Here is a 17006-nt window from a genome sequence, read left to right on the forward strand (position 1 = left end):
AGCAGGCTGCTCATTTTTTGTTGAGTTATCGGCAGATAAGGGTTTTTGAATTTGATATTCATGATAGAATAAAATTGAATTGGACAATATAAGTAGTAGATTTCTTGTTATAGGGGGAAACTAATGGAGACCTTTGCAGAATTTACAGCACGCATCGATAACCCGGAACACCAGGCACGAACGGAAGAAGTTTTGAACTGGGTCACTGAAAAATTCCCGAATTTAAAACAAAAAATAGCCTGGAATCAACCGATGTTTACCGACCATGAGACCTTTATTATTGGCTTTAGTGTATCCAAGCAACACTTGGCTGTTGCTCCCGAGAAGGCAGGAATTAATCGTTTTTCGGAAGAGATCACACAGGCGGGTTATGATCACACCAAAGAGTTGGTGCGGATGAAGTGGAAACAGGAGATTGATTTTTCGTTACTTGAGAGAATGATTGAGTTCAATATAGCGGATAAGGCAGAATGTTCAACATTCTGGCGTAAATAAATCGCGATATAAAAAGAAGACCCCCAACTTCCGGATACGGAAAGAGGAGGTCTTCTATATTTTAAGCAAAAGCGATTATTGAGCACCTACTACAGGGTGAGGTACATAGGGTTCTTCAAGGAATGAGACGTCTTCTGAGGTCAACTTAACAGAAAGAGCACCTACCGCATCTTCCAGATGCGATATTTTGGTGGCACCGATAATTGGTGCCGCTACAGTGTCTTTTTGCAGCAACCAGGCAAGTGCAATGTGTGTGCGAGGGACACCGTATTTTTCTGCAATGGATGCAACTCGTTCAACAACAAGCCGATCCGCATCACTTGTCGCATTGTACTTGGATTTCTGAATTTTGTCTGTCTCGGATCGAAGTGTTGATACGGACCAGTCACGGGTTAACCTGCCTGAAGCAAGAGGACTGTAGGGAGTCACACCAATCTTTTCTTCCTTGCATAAAGGCAACATCTCTCGTTCCTCTTCACGGTAGATGAGATTCAGGTGGTTTTGCATGGAGACAAACTTGGTCCAACCATTTTTCTCTGCTACATGTAATGCTTTTTGGAACTGCCATGCAAACATGGCCGAAGCGCCAATATATCTCACTTTACCGGACTTCACCACATCATGTAAGGCTTCCATGGTTTCTTCAATAGGCGTATTGTAGTCCCAACGATGGATGATATACAGATCCACATAATCGGTTTCCAATCGTTTCAGGCTTTTATCAATCTCACTCAGGATGGCTTTTCTGGAAAGACCAGAACCGTTTGGTCCTTGATGCATTTGTCCGTGTACTTTGGTAGCAATGACAACCTCATCCCGATTTGCATAATCTTTTAACGCCCGACCAAGATACTCCTCGCTTGTACCCAGAGAGTATACATTCGCTGTATCGAAGATATTAATGCCTAGATCCAGCGCTTTCTTTATCACCGGGCGAGAATTTTCTTCATTCAGTACCCATTCATGAACCCATTTACTGGCATCCCCAAATCCCATACATCCTAGGCAAAATCGAGATACGTCCAAGCCTGTATTACCAAGTTTAGTATATTCCATGTCATGTTCAAATCCTTTCTAATGTTTATTATTGCCACCTGTAGGGTGATCTATATACACATTATTATGTCATAACGAAGGGAACAACCTGTACCACATTTCTATCAAAGTTTTGCCTAATCCTATCAGAATCTCTGAATTTGAATCAGTTGAGTCTATTGAGGTTCTCATATAAAAAGAAAAAGCCACTCGTTTCTCCAGTGGAGATTCAAAGGGCTTGTTCATAAAATATTATTTAATCATTGTTTGATGAATCCAATCGCTTATTTTGGTTAATTTAAGATTGGCTTTGATATTATCATCTAACTCTTCATACCGTGGAAGAAGATCTGTATGCCCATCAATCCATTGGTACAATCCTTTAAGACCTGCTGCTGTCTCACTTCCCAACAAAGGCTGAATCGCTGCTTCAAAATGATCAAAAGGTAGAGACATGAAGCTGATCTTTTCACCTAATACAGCACTGAATTGTTCCGCTAATTGTGCACCTGTCAGGGCTTCTAATCCGGGTGCTGGGATAATGCTTCCTGCCAATTCCGAATGAGTCAAGGCATAATAGTGGAATTGAGCTGCATCGTTTAAGCTAATCCAGGAGATCGGCTTGTCTGCTGGTACCGGGTAGGCCAAAACGCCATTGTTCAGTATTCCGGGAATCAGAAAGTTTTCCAAGTATACAATGGGTTCCACAATGATATATGGAAGACCACTTTGCTGCAATTCATGGATAACTTCACGTTTCAATTCAATTCCTTTGGAATGGGTGATAGGGTCAGGAACATAGGTACCCGTGTTAACTACAATCAATTTAACGTTTGCCTGTATAGCAGCATCAATTGCATTTTTGGTATATTGTCTGATCTTATCCGGATTGAACTCCACCGGCAGGTTCAGGAATACTTTACTTACACCTTCATGCGCCGTATGGAGCTGTTCCACATCTGATAGATCCCCGATGAAAGCTTCAATGTTTTGTTCCTTCAGTGTGTTGGCTGTTGCCTCATTTCGAGTAATCGTGCGAACCTCACAACCGTGTTGAACGAGTAATTGAGCGACAGCGCCGCCTTGGGAGCCCGATGCCCCATATACTAAAAATCGATCATTCTGTGTCATAATGGTCAATAACTTCCTTTCAATATGTGATTGGAATGAATGAGTTAACACTCAGCATTGACCTCAGCATAACGGATTTAGAATAGGAGCGTAAGTACGCACATTAATGATATAAAGTATCCCTTGGGATACTATGGGAAGGCGTTTTACATATGTTTCGATCCCCAATCACCTAGCTGAAACAAGATCGAAGTCAGGCTTTGTCCTTTTTCTGTAAGGGAATATTCGACTTTAGGCGGAACTACAGGGTGGGTAACACGGTTTATCAAACCAGCTTCTTCAAGTTCTCGTAATTGCCTGGTTAATGTGCGATGCGTAATGGGGTCCAGCATTTTCTGTAATTCATTGAATCGAATTGTTGAATGGCGGATGAGACGATTTATAATTAATAACTTCCATTTCCCACCAATCATATTGACTGCAAACTCAACAGGACAACGGTCCTCCACAGGTTCTATATTCATATTTATGTATCCCTCCCAAAAGCATCAACTCATGTTTCATGTTTCGTTCATTTTATCGAATTTATAAAGGGGTGTATAGCTTACAGCGCATATGAACCATGCCCAGGACACAAAAAAAGATGCCCCTAGTGTAGCTCGAGGGACACCTTATATAATATAAATTATTGTTCAACTCAGACAGAACGAAAAAAAGCATTGAACGTGAAAAAAAGCCATGATATAATCTATAGCGCAATTGACATTTATATTGAATGTAAAGGGTGAATCATTATTTCTCCTAATTTAATTTTACATCCGACATTCCGATTTGTCAATGCTCTTTTTTTTGGCCCTAATAAATGGAAAAGGGAGTGGACTCATTCATGGATAAAACAGTGGAATGGAAGTTGGAAGAGGAAAGACTAGTGCAGGTGAGGAACAAGCTTCAGGCACGACTCGACGAGTTAGAACCGAAGGTTGCCGGACTGCATGAACAGGCTGCCGAAATTCGTAAACGGTTCTGGGAAGAAGTGACGATTAATACCGGTTCGTACACGGATTTTGAAGATGCATTCTATACCATTAATCAGCAGTCGAGAGTGTTGGCGGAGAGGGAGCGCGGGCACAAGCTGTTAACACAACAATGGAAAAATACAAAGAGACTGCTTCCAACGCCGTATTTTGGCCGTTTCGACTATAAGGAAAAAGGCATGACATTGACTGAACAGATCTACATCGGTGTATCATCCTTCATGGATGAAGATGGATTGAACTTTCTAATCTATGACTGGCGTACGCCAATTGCGAGTCTGTACTATGATCACTCTCCCGGGCCAGCAAGTTATGACACACCTTCAGGACGAATCGACGGAAAGATGGAGCTCAAGCGTCAATTCCAGATTCAACATGGGCAGCTTCATAGCATGTTTGATTCAACTGAGACGATTGGTGACGAACTGTTGCAGCAAGTGCTCGCCAAGGGTGCAGACTCACAAATGAAGAGCATTGTAGCAACAATCCAGAAAGAACAAAACGCCATTATCCGTGATGACCGAAGCCGAATGCTTATCGTTCAGGGGGCAGCTGGCAGTGGTAAGACGTCCGCTGCATTACAGCGAGTGGCCTACTTACTATACAAACACCGCCAGACCGTCAAAGCAGATCAGATTGTGCTTTTCTCGCCGAATCCGATGTTTACCAGTTATATCTCGACCGTACTCCCGGAACTTGGCGAAGAGAACATGCAGCAGACAACTTTCCAGGAATATCTGAATTATTGGCTGGATTCCTCCTTACGACCAGAGGATGCCTTTGATCAGATTGAATATATGCTGACAGCTCAGAATGATCCGGGATATGAAGCTCGTATGGAGGCGATCAAGTACAAAGCTTCCGAGACATTCCTGCAAGTGCTCCAAAACTACGGTAAGTGGTTAGGAAGAGAGGGGATGCGGTTTAACGGCATTCAATTTCGGGGACGTGAATTCATCAGTTCAGACCAAATCAAGACCCAATTTTACAGTTTGGATCAGAATCTTACCTTGTCCAACCGTATACTTCTTTTGCAGGAATGGCTGCTGAGAGAACTTGTTTCGCTGGAACGTCTGGAACGGGAAGCAGACTGGGTTCTGGAGGAGTTGAATTATCTGGACACGGATGAGTATGTGGAAGCTTTCCGCATGTTGCACAAAGAAAAGCCTGTGTTTGATGTGGCGGAAAAATATGCAGCCCGTGAGAACGGAAATAACAAGGAAGTGCAAGATGAGGGTGCCTTTAACTTTGCAGTGCGGGAAGAAGAGTTGCTTCGTCAGAAATTGGTGAAAGACATGTTTAAACCTTTAAGAAAGAGTGTGCGGAAATTCCAGTTCGTGGATGTGAAAGGTATATACGAACAACTATTTGTAGATGAAGCGGCTTATCGACAACAAACAAATGGGGCAATCCCCCCACAGCACTGGCCTGAGATTTGTAAACAGACCAAGGCCATGATCCTTCAGAACGAGCTGTTCCATGAGGATGCTACTCCGTATTTATATGTAAAAGAGATGATCGAAGGCGTCCGGACGAACACAGAGATTCGTTATGTCTTTATCGATGAAGGCCAGGATTATTCGGCGTTTCAATACGAATATCTCAAGAAACTGTTTCCTCGTGCCCGCATGACGGTGCTGGGGGATTTCGGGCAGGCGATCTTTATGCAGGCTACGGATTTGGCAGCATCCAACTCGCCACTGGTTCACCTTTACGGAGAAGGCGAAACTACTTTGATACGGCTCGTACGCAGTTATCGTTCAACCAAAGAGATTGTTGAGTTCACGAGACAGATGTTACCAGGGGGAGAAGAGATCAGACCGTTTGAAAGGGGAGATCAGAAGCCTCTTTTAACAGGATTGAAGGACGAAAAACTGCGTGGTGCGCAGATTCTCGCAGACATCGCCGTGCTTAAGGCGGAGGGGTTTGATTCCTTCGCTGTGATTACAAAGACCGCGGCTGAAAGCCGTGACGCCTATGAAAGGTTGCAAAGTCAAGGCGGCGAAGGGTTGCAGCTCATAACAAAGGACATACAGATTTTCGAAAAAGGAATCATGGTTATTCCTGTGTATCTCGCCAAAGGCGTTGAGTTCGATGCTGTCCTGGTCTATGATGCTTCACCCGTTGCTTACAGCCAGGAATATGATCGCAAGCTTCTGTATACGGCCTGCACACGAGCCATGCACCGACTTCATCTATATACAGTGAGTGACTGGTCACCATTTGTGCAGGCGTTACCTGCGAATCTGTATGACATAAAATCATAATCCATATGTAAATCCGTTCTCAATGAAGGACCAAAGAAAGATGCTCGGAGCCTTTTTTCAAAGGTTATCGGGCATCTTCTTTTATTAAAGACATGGATTATAAAAGTTATTCTTTACTGATCGTTCCCGATGTGATAGATTGATATTGGGAGTTATGAGAATGATCATTCCCATAACAGCTCGAAAATGAATACATTCTCAATGAGAGGGAGTAATAATAAATGAATATTTCCAAACAAGTTGCTATTGTAAGTGGGGCTAATCGAGGGTTGGGTAAGGAACTTGCTCTTGAACTGCTGGCGAGGGGAACCAAAGTGTATGCTGGCGCGCGAAACCCTGAATCCATTGATCTGCCCGGGGCTATTCCACTGCAACTCGATATTACGGATCCACAATCTGTCATGGCTGCAGCTGAGGTAGCTAGTGATGTAACCCTTCTAATTAATAATGCTGGTTCCGCTACGGGTGCTTCTCTGCTCACAGGTGAGCTGAACGATATTCACTTGGAGTTCAATACACATGTATTCGGTACGCTTTCAATGATTCGTGCGTTTGCACCGGTAATAGAGAAGAATGGGGGCGGTTCGATACTGAATATCCTGTCCGCTCTATCTTGGCTAAGCCTTGGTAACTCAGGTGCATATTCAGCTGCAAAATCCGCTCAGTGGGGAATTACGAATGCATTACGTCTCGAATTAGCCCCTAAGAACGTTAGCGTTGCCGGATTGCACGTGGCGTTCATGGATACGGATATGACGGCAGGTATCGACGCACCAAAAACGAGCCCAACGGATATTGCCAAAATTGCAATAGATTCCATCGAAGCGGATCTCTACGAGATTATTGCTGATGATACCAGTCGGAATGTACAACAGGGTCTTGCTGGTGGTGTTGCTGCCCTTTACCCGCAATTGTTTCAAAAATAAAGAGGCGTAGATGCATTTTCTCGCTATAAATAAAACAACCCCCGCCAGATCTGGTGGGGGTTGAGTACGTCATGAATAATCCAATTCTATGCCTTGAGAACCGTGAGAATATAAGGTTTAACCTTTAACTGCACCGGCAGTAAGGCCGCTGACAATATATTTTTGCCCAAATAGATACAGGATGAATACAGGCAGCGAAGTAAGCACGAGATTAGCGAAGATCAGGTTCCAGTCCCGGCTATATTTGCCGTAGAAATTGTAGATCGATAGTGGCATCGTCCAGGTGGAACTGTCTGTCAGGAAGTATACCGGAATTGTAATGTCATTCCAGACGGACATGAACACCATGATCGCTACCGTTGCGTTAACGGGCAGGATAAGCGGTGTGACGATGCGGAAGAACACCCCGAACACACTTGCTCCTTCCAGAAATGCCACTTCGTCCAGCGCTCGTGGAATGGTTTTGATGAATCCACTATACAAGAATACACTGAAGGCTGTATTTAACGCGGCGTAGATCAGGATAACACTTGTGATGCTGCCGTAGAATCCCAATCCTTGTACAACTCGTATGGTCGTAATAATCGACATTGGCGCAATCAGTCCCATGAAGAAATACATGTAGATCGTGCCGGATAGCTTGGTTTCCCGACGTGCCAGAATGAATGCCGCTGCTGAAGAGGCAACGATATTAATAATGGAAGATACACCAGTAATCAAAATGCTGTTGAAGAACGCTCGCGACAGGCCGCCTTCCTGGAAGACACGAACATAGTTCGAGAACTGCCATGTTTCCGGGAAACTCAGGGAGAAGCTAAGCACTTCGGCGCTGGTTTTAAATGAACCAAAGATCAGAATGACTAGCGGCAACAGAACGATAAGAGAGGCCAGGATCAGGAAACCTTCCACAATATAGTTGCGGATGGCGAGTTTGCGGGTATAGCCCATGTTATTCCGTAACCTCCTTACGCCGCATGAAGATCAATAGCGGTATAGCAATAATGGTAACGACCACGAAGAGAAGTGTGTTGACCGCGGTACCAAGTCCCCAGTTGCCTTCGCCGAAAGATCGCAGAATGATTGTACCTACCACCTGTGAGGCGTTACCCGGGCCACCACCGGTCATGACATATACTTCGGAGAATACTTTGAGTCCGCCGATCAATGTCAGCATCAGGTTAATGTTAATCGCGGGCAGCAAGAGTGGAAGTGTGATTTTGAAAAAACTTCTCCACGAACTTGCGCCATCAATCTTGGCTGCCTCATAATACTCTTGAGAAATGGACTGCAGGCCCGCCAGATAGATGGCCATCTGGAACCCGGCACTCTGCCAGATCGAGACGATGGCAATCGTCCAGATCACAATCGATGGGTTGGTCAGCCAAGCTTGGCTTAACGAATGTAACCCAACAGATTCCAATAAATTGTTAATTGTACCTTCGGTACGCAACATGGGAGTGAACAGGATGCTGATCACAAGGATGCTGAGAATGGAAGGGGAGTAGAAGATCGCGCGCAGTAGGTTCTTTGTTCTTAATCGCATGTTAAGTCCTACGGCCAGCAATAGACCGATGACATTTTTGCCAACTACGGTGACGATTGCAAATATCGCCGTGTTTTTCAGCGCCAGAATAAGCGTTTTGTCCGAGAAAATTTTCTCGAAATTATCCCACCCGATGAACTTCAGCTCCAGCCGATCCAGCCGCCAATCCGTGAATGAATAATAGAAAGCGGCGAGAGCAGGCACAACGAAAAAGATGGAGTAGATAATCAGTGCGGGAAATATCATGTAATACGAGTACAGATTTTTAGTCCTTTTCATGTCTCACACTCCGTTATAGCTAGGCAGCATAACGAATGATTATGTTATGCTGCCTTGTATTTCACTCTTTAGAAACCTTCTACGCCTTTATCCTGCATCAACTGACTGAACTTCTCATCCCAGGATTTCAGTACTTCTTCTGGTGACAACCCACCTGCAAATTGATCCTGTAACAACCGATACAGTTCGCTGCGGTCGACCAGCATGTATGCATCCGTTGTCAGCACGGTTTTCTTCGGCGTAATATAATTGTCTACAATATCCTGTTTGTAAGCTGGCAGTTCCGGTGTAGTAACGTCACTGAAATTGGATACGTATCCTTTGGAATCGACGATCTGTTGTGCGACATCCTTGGAAGCGATATAGTCCAGGAACTGTTTGGCTTCATCCAAATGTTTGGATTTCTTCGGAATGAACAGTTGTCCGCCCAGTGGACTTGCACCCAGACCGGCATTATCCGACGATGGAATCGGGAATACGCCCAGTTCCATATTTGGATCTTGCTCGGCCACGCCTTCAATTAACCAATCGCCCATAAACATCATGGCAACTTCCTTGTTCAGGAATTTACCTACGGCCATGTCATAGCTGTCGCTAAGCACATCCGTGTTGGTGTAACCTTTAGTGTAAATCTCATATTGTTGTTCCAGGAATGTTTTGAATTCCGGGATATCAGACCATTTTTTCTTGTTGCTGTTCAACTCATCAAAAAAAGTCGGTTCATTTTTGGCTACAAAATCGGCAAAAGCTGCAGCAGGCCAGATGTTGGCAGCCCAGGCATCTTTGTACGGCATAAATACAGGTGTAATGCCACTTGCTTTGATTTTTTCACAGATCGCCAGGAATTCTTCGTAGTTGGTTGGAAGCGACAACCCGAGTTCTTCAAAGATTTGTTTGTTATAAACGACCCCTTGCATCCCCGTATCTTGGCTGACATGGAAGCTGTAGAGATGACCACCAGAAGAGAGGACGTCTTTGTTCACAATTCTGCTTGCCCAAGGCTCGTTATCCAGAATCTCGAAGTTACGTTCAAGGTTCAGGTCTGTGACTGCGCTCGCCAGATTGTACTGAATAATGTCAGGCGTTTCATCTACAGCCAGTTTGGTTTGCAGTACAGTTGTCGTTTGTTCCGCTGGAATCAGCTGCAAATTGACACGAATGTTCGTTTGTTTTTCGAATGCATCGAGAATGTCCTGCTGGATGAAAGCAGAGTCCTGAGAACTTTTAGAGATTGCCAGCTCCAATGTGACTTTGCCACTCTTGCTGTCCCCGCCAGCAGCTGTGCCGGAATCCGTACCTCCTGATCCACAAGCCGTTAATGAGACCGATAATAAACTGGCCAGAATAATAGAAAACACCTTTTTTCTTTTTATTGTTTTCAATGCAAATCCCCCTCTGAAACGTGTAGTGAATCCGTTTACAAGTCCGATTATAGATTCTTTTCTCGCCCCGGTACATGTCTGTGCTTGAACGTTGATGTGTAAAATCCTGAACTTGAAATCGCTATCATTTCATGAAATACCGTGATAGAGTAGACATGAATATAAGGGATTTAACATCATGTCAGAACAGGAGGGCATCTCTGAGAATGGCAAAGCTCATACATAAAGCAACTCAATTCAGTTTGCAGACAAAGGTGTTTTTGACATTTCTGGCTCTGCTTTTGTTTGTGCTGGGCTGTTTTATCGTGTATGTAAATGTGATCGTTGTCCGCCCGCTCAAACTGAAAACAGAGCAGGATACGCTCGTTACAGCTACGAAGGTAAGAGAGCAAGTTGATCTATACGTAGAACAACAGAACCAGATGTCGCAGCGAATATTATCCAGCAAAAATATATTTGTAGCCATGGACAAGAGCTCCTCAGCTCATAGTAACTATGAAAGACTGAAGCAAATTCGGATCATCAAAGACATCATGTTTCAGGCCATCGGGCCGAGCATGAATATCAAGGACATGTCCATCTACGACAATCACGGGGTTCTCCTGACATCATATCTGGGTTCGGGTAATCCTCCCGCAATCCTGAACACCATGATGGAGAGTAGTCAGGTCGGACGAGATTGGACGGAAAGTGGTTTTGTTCTACTGCGTCAAGACGATACGATCTCATTCGTGCGCACGATCAATGATCAGAACGGCAAGGTGTACGGTTATCTTAGCATCCAGATGGAACAGGCCTATATACAGAACCTAACGGAGGGCATTACCGCTGGCGATGTCTATATTCTGAATGAACAAGGCGAGCAGATGACAGGTTCGGAAGCGGGTGTGACATTTACCAATTGGACAAAGCCTGCATCAGACGAGGGACTGGATGTGGACAAAGACGATAATTATATCACGCATTCCACTTCACCCATTACAGGCTGGATCACGTATATCATAACGCCCAAAAAATCTGTTCTAGGCTCGATCCATTCGGTTCAGACGATGTCCATTCTGCTGATTACAGCACTGATGCTGGTTTCGTTTGTGTATATCTTCTTGTCGACACGTAACCTGCTGCTGCCTATCCGCAAGCTACGCGGTCAGATCTGGCGCATGAACTACAGCAATATGAATCTGAAAGTGGATGAAACGCCGAAGAATAACGATCTCTTATTGCTAAATGAAGCCTTTCAGGATCTGATGGAGAGGTTGCAGCAATCCATTGACCGGGAAAAATCGGCGCTTCATGAAGAAGTAAAGGCGCGTAATTCGGCGCTGCAAGCCCAGATTGCACCGCATTTTATTCATAATGTTCTATACCTGATCAGTATTGCCGCCCAAGAGGGGAAGACCAAAGTTGTATCGGATATGTGCAAACATCTTTCGGACAGTCTGCGTTATATTGTCTCTTCACCATACGCGCATGTGACTTTGGCTGAGGAGCTTCAACATACGAGACATTATCTGTCCCTTGTACAACAAAAGTACGAAGAGGATCTGGAGTGGGACATCTGTGCTGACGAGCTGGCGAACGATATCCGATTGCCACGGTTGGTCATTCAGCCGTTTGTGGAAAACTGCATTGAACATGCCTTTGCCAACACCGTGCCGCCTTGGCGTATCCAGATTACCGTGAAGCAATATAACGGATTATGGGCTTTGGAGATCAAAGATAACGGAGAGGGCTTTCCACCGGATAAGATCCAGGAGATTTTAGCCAATATTCAGGCATCGGGTTCCGGAATGAACCAGACTGCCGATCGTGCCACAGCCCTTGGTAACATGGGGATTATCAACAGTGTCAATCGACTCAAACTAATGTATAACAACCGGCTTTTTATTAATATATTTAACAATCATGCGGAAGAGCAACATGGAGCAACGATTCAGATCATCGGCTCACTGACGAAGGATTTTTACTAGGGCGTGTCTGAAAACTCCGAAGGAAGCAGATTTTGTCGAATTTTCGTTCCAAGCAAGGAAGTTTTCCGCAGGCGTGCCGGGGCACGTCAAGGGAAAGTGACGCAGCAGGGGGCGAAAAGGCGGAAAAAGATGCACTTCAGCGAGTTTTGAGACACGACCTAACTAGGAGGCATAGGCGATGTATAACGTTATGATCGTTGAGGATAGCAAACCGATATTACGTAATATTAAAATGCTCTTGGAGACGCTTAGCTTCCCGATTCGTGTAACGGCTACGGCAACAAATGGAGAGGAAGCCTTGGCGGCGATAAAGCAGTCACCGATTGATCTGCTGTTGACCGATATACGAATGCCGAAAATGGATGGGCTGTCCCTGATTGAGCAAGCCAAAATTGCCAACCCGGATCTGAAGGTCATCTTGATTAGCGGTTATAGCGATTTTGAATACACAAGAAAAGCATTGAACCTGCAAGTGTTTGACTATTTGTTAAAACCTGTCGAGCGAGAGGCGCTTGAAGAAGTCATGAGTCGGGTAATTGACCAACTTGATCAACAGATGTCCAAGGAACTGCTGGATTTGCAGGAAATCATTCATCCCCAGTGTGAGACTACGCCCAAACAAGGGGAGGAGTTTCCCCCTTTATTCAGCCAGATGATGATCATTATGAGCAAACAGCCTTTTACCGCAGGGCATGAACGATGGGTGCAGGTGGAACTTGAGGGCATAGTGCAGGATTTTTTTGCATTCCATCCTTGTCGTGTTTACACTAGTCAAACTTCATATCAATTTATCGCTTTTGTCAACAAGAGTGCACTTGAGGTGTACTCTTCCGTACATGAATGTCTTGAGTCGTTGCGACGGCATTTGGTTGCGCATGACATCGATGCGATCATTGGAGGACAACTTCTATTCACTGAGTCTGGTAATCTGCCTGAGCTCTATCACCGCATGTCGTCGATTTTGTCTGAGCAGCAACGGTTGAAACAAGGAATAGTGTTGGATACCGGGAATCCGGTGTCGATGGCCAGATCTGAGACAGGCTGTCTGGATCCGGTGCAGGAATCTGCTTTTGTACAGATGATACAGGCTCGGCAGAAAGAACGGTTTGCTTTTAAGTTATCCGAATTGCTGAATCGATGGGCAGAGGAAAATGTACATATGACCGAGGTGGATCGGTTTATCGGATTGATTGTAGACACGTTTGCTCATCTGTACGAGGAACAGGGGTCGGGCATGAGATTGGGCCTGGAGCTTCGGTCAAGACAATTCGCCCAGGCACAGTCCTATGCCGATTTTTGCCGGGAACTGGCGGAATGGACGGGACAGTGCTTCGATATGCTGCAATCCCACGTTCGAAAAAGCAAGGCGATCCTGTTCGAACAGATTGACGATTACGTAAAACTAAATAAATACTCTCAATTATCTATCAACGACATTGCCATGAAGTTTCACGTTAGCCCGTCGTACGTCAGCAGAGTGATCAAAAATGCAACACAAATTACGTTTGTCCAGTATTACACCCGGCTTCGCATTCAGGAGGCATGCAGACTGATGGAAAGTCTACCCGACATGAAGTTTAAGGAGGTTTCCGATGTACTGTCATTTAGCGACCAGCACTATTTCTCGAAGGTGTTCAAAGAGTATACGGGGCTAAGTCCTACGGATTATAAACAACAGATGTCTGGTATAAAGACCCAATCATAGTTAACAAACCCTTTTTATTTATGTTATAATACTAAACAAATACGGCTTGTTACTGAATTCATTCAGGCAATACCTATGTATATACATGCTCAAAGTTTCTTTGGGTGTGCATATATATGGGTTTTTTTGCGTTTACTGGCCGATTAGATCTACCAAAAATGAATAAAGAGAGGAAGATTGAACTTGAAAAAGGAAAGTGAAAAAAGGTCATTTTATAAGAAAGGAGGAGCCGTTTTACGATTAATGAGCACTCGACTCATTGCAGCTTTCCTTGCGGTACTTATTATCCCCACTGCACTTATCGGATATTTCTCGTATCATAGTGCCAAAGATCAAGTACAACAAAAAATGACAGAGCCCATCAATACCATATTAACGATGACCGGACAGCATATTAACAATCTGGTAGGGGAAAAAGCAGAATTATTGAGTTATATAGACAGTATGTATGGCTCCGATCCCAGTCAGGCGAACAACGAAGTAATACAAGTAGGAATCGACCAGTTAGCTGATACATATCCTGATATTCTTGCCATAACCGTGGGCAACGACCAAGGCGGTGTTATATCATCTCCAGCAATAGAGGATGCAACATACGATCCACGCAGCACAGAATGGTATGCCAATGGTACAAGTAACAATGGATCACTCTATTTTTCGAGTATTATGAATGATCCGGCATCCGGGAAGATTTATGTAGAGATTTCAAAAGCTCTTTCAGATGAACATGGTGTAGCAAGTATTAAACTTGATCTGGAGCCATTAGCAAAAGCGTTATCATATGTTGATGTAGGAGGCAATGGAAGTCTGATTGTAGTGGACTCCAATCGAACGATTGCAGCTTGGTCCGGTGCGATTGCAAAAGGTGGAGGAGGAGAGCTCGGCGGAGCACTGATCGAGGGAATTCCAGTCCATCCAAATACGGCTTCAAGTTCCGATGAACCGATGGCATTTTCCCAATTTGTTAGAACGGATCTGGCGTATGATCTGGAGGTATATAACGGTGTTAATGCTTTGACGGGTTGGAATGTCATTGCTTTGATGGGCCATGAAGATTTTATCGCCGCAGCGAAACCCATTATGGTATCGAGTCTAACGGTCATTGCTATATCTGTATTGATTGCCGGTGTAATTATTTTCTTCATTCTGAGATCTTTTATCGTACCTATGCAAAAACTGCGAAAGGCCACCCGCAGCGTAAGCGAAGGGAATCTGTCCGAACGGGTTAATCTTAAAACCGAAAACGAATTTGGTATATTGGCAAATGATTTTGACCAAATGACCATCTCCCTTCAATCGGTGGTTGATGAACTTCACCAGACTTCATCGTTGTTAAGTCACTCTTCCCAGATGATTCAGGAAAGTACAGAACAAACCACCCAATCGGTTCAACATGTGGCTGAAACCATGCAACAGACTGCGGAATCAGCTATCGTTGGGGCGGAGAATTCGGAACAAACCGCGAATGCTGTAGAAGAGATGGCGAGAGGCATCAGTGCAATTGCAGAATCTGCGAGTGCGATTGTGGACTCGGCTGAAGAGACGGAGCGCGCTGTTGCTAATGGTGGGAAAACGATAAACCAGGTCGGAGAACAAATGGAACATATTCTCGGAGCTGTTGAAGAAACCTCGGCATTGATTAACGAGCTGTCCAGTCTATCCGCTGAAGCCAATCGAATGAATGAAGCGATTGCGGATATCTCTCGGCAAACCAATCTTCTATCACTGAATGCCTCTATTGAAGCATCAAGAGCAGGAGAACACGGCAAAGGTTTTGCTGTCGTTGCTGGTGAAGTGCGCACGTTATCGATGCAATCCAAACAAAGTGCGGACGAGATTGGCGCTACCATTGGTAAAATGCTTGATCTGATTGCCAAATCCACGTCTCTTATGAATGATAAAGTTCGTAATCAAGTCGGTGAAGGAATGCGGATCAGCCAAGAAGCTTCTGCAACCATATCGAACATTGAACAATATACAACGCATATCGTGGATCAAATTCAGGATATTTCCGCTGTCTCAGAACAGTTGTCAGCCAGTACGGAAGAAGTCTCGGCTACCGTTGCCGCGATGAGTCATATCTCTAAAGTGTCGGCTGATAGTGCTCAGACAACTTCAGCAGCAGCCCAAGAACAAATGGCGGCGATGCAGGAGATATCGGCATCATCTGCACAGCTCTCCAAAACAGCTGAGAACATGCATGAATTGGTTCGCCGCTTTAAGCTTTAGAGTAGAAGTAAGTGTGTAAAGAAATATGTAAAGCACAAGGCGCTCCCCCCAATGGAGCGCTTTTTTGCATTTAGAGAGATTAGTAAGAATGTGACGCCTCATCCCCGAACATATCCTTTTGATTCTTTTTCCGGAAACTTCGAGGTGATTCACCAACGGTTTTGGTAAATAGAATCGTAAAGTAATTGGGGTTATCGTAACCGACCAGTTTGGCAATTTCCCATATTTTTTTGTTGGTTGAGACTAATAATCGGGTGGCTTCACCCAATCTTCGTTGAATCAGGTAATGATAAGGAGAAGTGCCATAGTGATTTTTATACATATGAATTAAGTAATAAAAATCGATATGAAATTGATCTGCCAATTCTTTGAGCTTAATGTTTTGCCGATAGTTGGTATCCAAATAGTCTTTAATGCTCTCAGCAAGGGTATTGCTCTCAACGATCTCCCCACTAGGAAGCTGTTGACGGGACTGCCGATCGATGATCAGAAGTATTGCTTTCAGGACATGCCCAGAGATCGACTCGTATCCATGTTCCCGGATTGAAAATTCATTGAAGAGAGTCTGCATTAACGAATGGAGCTCATCGGAATATCGGTTGGCTCGAATGATCGGATTGTTAGAGGGAGGGATGACCCAATCCTCAAGGGTCTGGGTGCCTTCTGTAAAACGAAAGCCGCAATAAAAGGTGGATAACGGGAATTCAGGATTGGATTTCTCCTCGTGAAGAGTACCCTTGTTATATATGAGCATGTCCCCTTTTTGAGCCCAGTGTTTGGTGCCGTCAATGGTGAACAATCCTTTGCCTTCAGTTACGTAGATAATCTCATGCAGATCGTCATGTTTATGCGTCGGAAAACTCCAATGGGGATTGTCGGCCAGTTTTCCTACATAAATAATGGTGCAATCTCGATTTGGATGCCGTTGGCCGGATTCGTGGTGTGTATTCATCTATGTCTTCCCTTCAGAATCAGTAATGAAAGTCTGTGTTGAAATGACAACATATATAATGTTTTGCAATAAAACCACAACAACCTTGATTGTCGCCATGGTATATCTGACAGTACAA

13 protein-coding genes are annotated in these 17006 nt (G+C 44.4%); 6 read left to right on the plus strand and 7 right to left on the minus strand.

The window, feature by feature from the left end:
- The first annotated feature begins 123 nt into the window (after window positions 1-123).
- Complete coding sequence (locus MHH25_RS14595; protein WP_036608035.1) at window positions 124-495, plus strand: iron chaperone; 372 nt, start codon at window positions 124-126, stop codon at window positions 493-495.
- Window positions 496-570: 75 nt separating this feature from the next.
- Here MHH25_RS14595 and MHH25_RS14600 read toward each other — a convergent pair whose 3' ends face one another.
- The 3 genes from MHH25_RS14600 to MHH25_RS14610 all read right to left on the minus strand — a co-directional run bounded on the left by MHH25_RS14600 (window position 571) and on the right by MHH25_RS14610 (window position 3125).
- Window positions 571-1551, minus strand: coding sequence for an aldo/keto reductase (locus MHH25_RS14600; protein ID WP_340020339.1), 981 nt, complete (start codon window positions 1549-1551; stop codon window positions 571-573).
- A gap of 231 nt (window positions 1552-1782) precedes the next feature.
- On the minus strand, window positions 1783-2661 hold the full coding sequence (locus MHH25_RS14605; RefSeq protein ID WP_100526203.1) for an NmrA family NAD(P)-binding protein: 879 nt from the start codon (window positions 2659-2661) through the stop codon (window positions 1783-1785).
- 146 nt (window positions 2662-2807) lie between these two features.
- A complete protein-coding gene (locus MHH25_RS14610) occupies window positions 2808-3125 on the minus strand; it encodes a helix-turn-helix domain-containing protein (protein ID WP_017688544.1) in 318 nt (105 codons plus the stop codon).
- Window positions 3126-3487: 362 nt separating this feature from the next.
- Here MHH25_RS14610 and helD point away from each other — a divergent pair, with 362 nt between their 5' ends.
- Window positions 3488-5902: an RNA polymerase recycling motor HelD gene (gene helD / locus MHH25_RS14615; RefSeq protein ID WP_340020340.1), complete on the plus strand. Its 2415-nt coding sequence runs from the start codon at window positions 3488-3490 to the stop codon at window positions 5900-5902.
- A gap of 221 nt (window positions 5903-6123) precedes the next feature.
- Window positions 6124-6828, plus strand: coding sequence for an SDR family oxidoreductase (locus tag MHH25_RS14620; protein ID WP_036616036.1), 705 nt, complete (start codon window positions 6124-6126; stop codon window positions 6826-6828).
- A 117-nt stretch (window positions 6829-6945) separates the two neighbouring features.
- On the opposite strand, the gene MHH25_RS14625 is transcribed toward MHH25_RS14620, so the two are convergent.
- The 3 genes from MHH25_RS14625 to MHH25_RS14635 form a co-directional block, all read right to left on the minus strand.
- Entirely contained in the window at window positions 6946-7776 is an 831-nt protein-coding gene (locus MHH25_RS14625; protein ID WP_017688542.1) for a carbohydrate ABC transporter permease, read from the minus strand.
- A gap of 1 nt (window position 7777) precedes the next feature.
- Window positions 7778-8650 carry a sugar ABC transporter permease gene (locus MHH25_RS14630; RefSeq protein ID WP_062834362.1) on the minus strand — a complete coding sequence of 291 codons (873 nt, stop codon included), beginning with the start codon at window positions 8648-8650 and terminating at the stop codon, window positions 7778-7780.
- Window positions 8651-8718: 68 nt separating this feature from the next.
- Window positions 8719-10032, minus strand: a complete 1314-nt coding sequence (locus tag MHH25_RS14635; protein ID WP_340020341.1) for an ABC transporter substrate-binding protein — start codon at window positions 10030-10032, stop codon at window positions 8719-8721.
- Window positions 10033-10238: 206 nt separating this feature from the next.
- On the opposite strand from MHH25_RS14635, the gene MHH25_RS14640 reads away from it, so the two are divergent.
- The 3 genes from MHH25_RS14640 (at window position 10239) to MHH25_RS14650 (ending at window position 15936) form a co-directional block, all read left to right on the plus strand.
- Entirely contained in the window at window positions 10239-12002 is a 1764-nt protein-coding gene (locus MHH25_RS14640) for a histidine kinase (protein WP_340020342.1), read from the plus strand.
- A gap of 178 nt (window positions 12003-12180) precedes the next feature.
- Complete coding sequence (locus MHH25_RS14645; RefSeq protein WP_340020343.1) at window positions 12181-13707, plus strand: response regulator; 1527 nt, start codon at window positions 12181-12183, stop codon at window positions 13705-13707.
- 243 nt (window positions 13708-13950) lie between these two features.
- Entirely contained in the window at window positions 13951-15936 is a 1986-nt protein-coding gene (locus MHH25_RS14650) for a methyl-accepting chemotaxis protein (RefSeq protein WP_076327631.1), read from the plus strand.
- Window positions 15937-16015: 79 nt separating this feature from the next.
- Here the strand turns inward: MHH25_RS14650 and MHH25_RS14655 are convergent, their stop codons facing one another.
- The gene (locus MHH25_RS14655) at window positions 16016-16888 is read right to left on the minus strand and encodes an AraC family transcriptional regulator (RefSeq protein ID WP_076327630.1); all 873 of its coding nucleotides are present in this window, start codon (window positions 16886-16888) and stop codon (window positions 16016-16018) included.
- Window positions 16889-17006: the final 118 nt, after the last annotated feature.

It is taken from the genome of Paenibacillus sp. FSL H3-0457 (assembly GCF_037981725.1).
GTDB lineage: Bacteria > Bacillota > Bacilli > Paenibacillales > Paenibacillaceae > Paenibacillus > Paenibacillus amylolyticus.

Bases quoted from the DNA above. Each gene is read 5' to 3' on its own strand.
- MHH25_RS14605 (WP_100526203.1), bottom strand. From the start codon at position 2,661: ATGACACAGAATGATCGATTTTTAGTATATGGGGCATCGGGCTCCCAA.
- MHH25_RS14610 (WP_017688544.1), bottom strand. From the start codon at position 3,125: ATGAATATAGAACCTGTGGAGGACCGTTGTCCTGTTGAGTTTGCAGTC.
- helD (WP_340020340.1), top strand. From the start codon at position 3,488: ATGGATAAAACAGTGGAATGGAAGTTGGAAGAGGAAAGACTAGTGCAG.
- MHH25_RS14625 (WP_017688542.1), bottom strand. From the start codon at position 7,776: ATGGGCTATACCCGCAAACTCGCCATCCGCAACTATATTGTGGAAGGT.
- MHH25_RS14640 (WP_340020342.1), top strand. From the start codon at position 10,239: ATGGCAAAGCTCATACATAAAGCAACTCAATTCAGTTTGCAGACAAAG.
- MHH25_RS14645 (WP_340020343.1), top strand. From the start codon at position 12,181: ATGTATAACGTTATGATCGTTGAGGATAGCAAACCGATATTACGTAAT.
- MHH25_RS14620 (WP_036616036.1), top strand. From the start codon at position 6,124: ATGAATATTTCCAAACAAGTTGCTATTGTAAGTGGGGCTAATCGAGGG.
- MHH25_RS14655 (WP_076327630.1), bottom strand. From the start codon at position 16,888: ATGAATACACACCACGAATCCGGCCAACGGCATCCAAATCGAGATTGC.
- MHH25_RS14595 (WP_036608035.1), top strand. From the start codon at position 124: ATGGAGACCTTTGCAGAATTTACAGCACGCATCGATAACCCGGAACAC.
- MHH25_RS14630 (WP_062834362.1), bottom strand. From the start codon at position 8,650: ATGAAAAGGACTAAAAATCTGTACTCGTATTACATGATATTTCCCGCA.
- MHH25_RS14600 (WP_340020339.1), bottom strand. From the start codon at position 1,551: ATGGAATATACTAAACTTGGTAATACAGGCTTGGACGTATCTCGATTT.
- MHH25_RS14650 (WP_076327631.1), top strand. From the start codon at position 13,951: ATGAGCACTCGACTCATTGCAGCTTTCCTTGCGGTACTTATTATCCCC.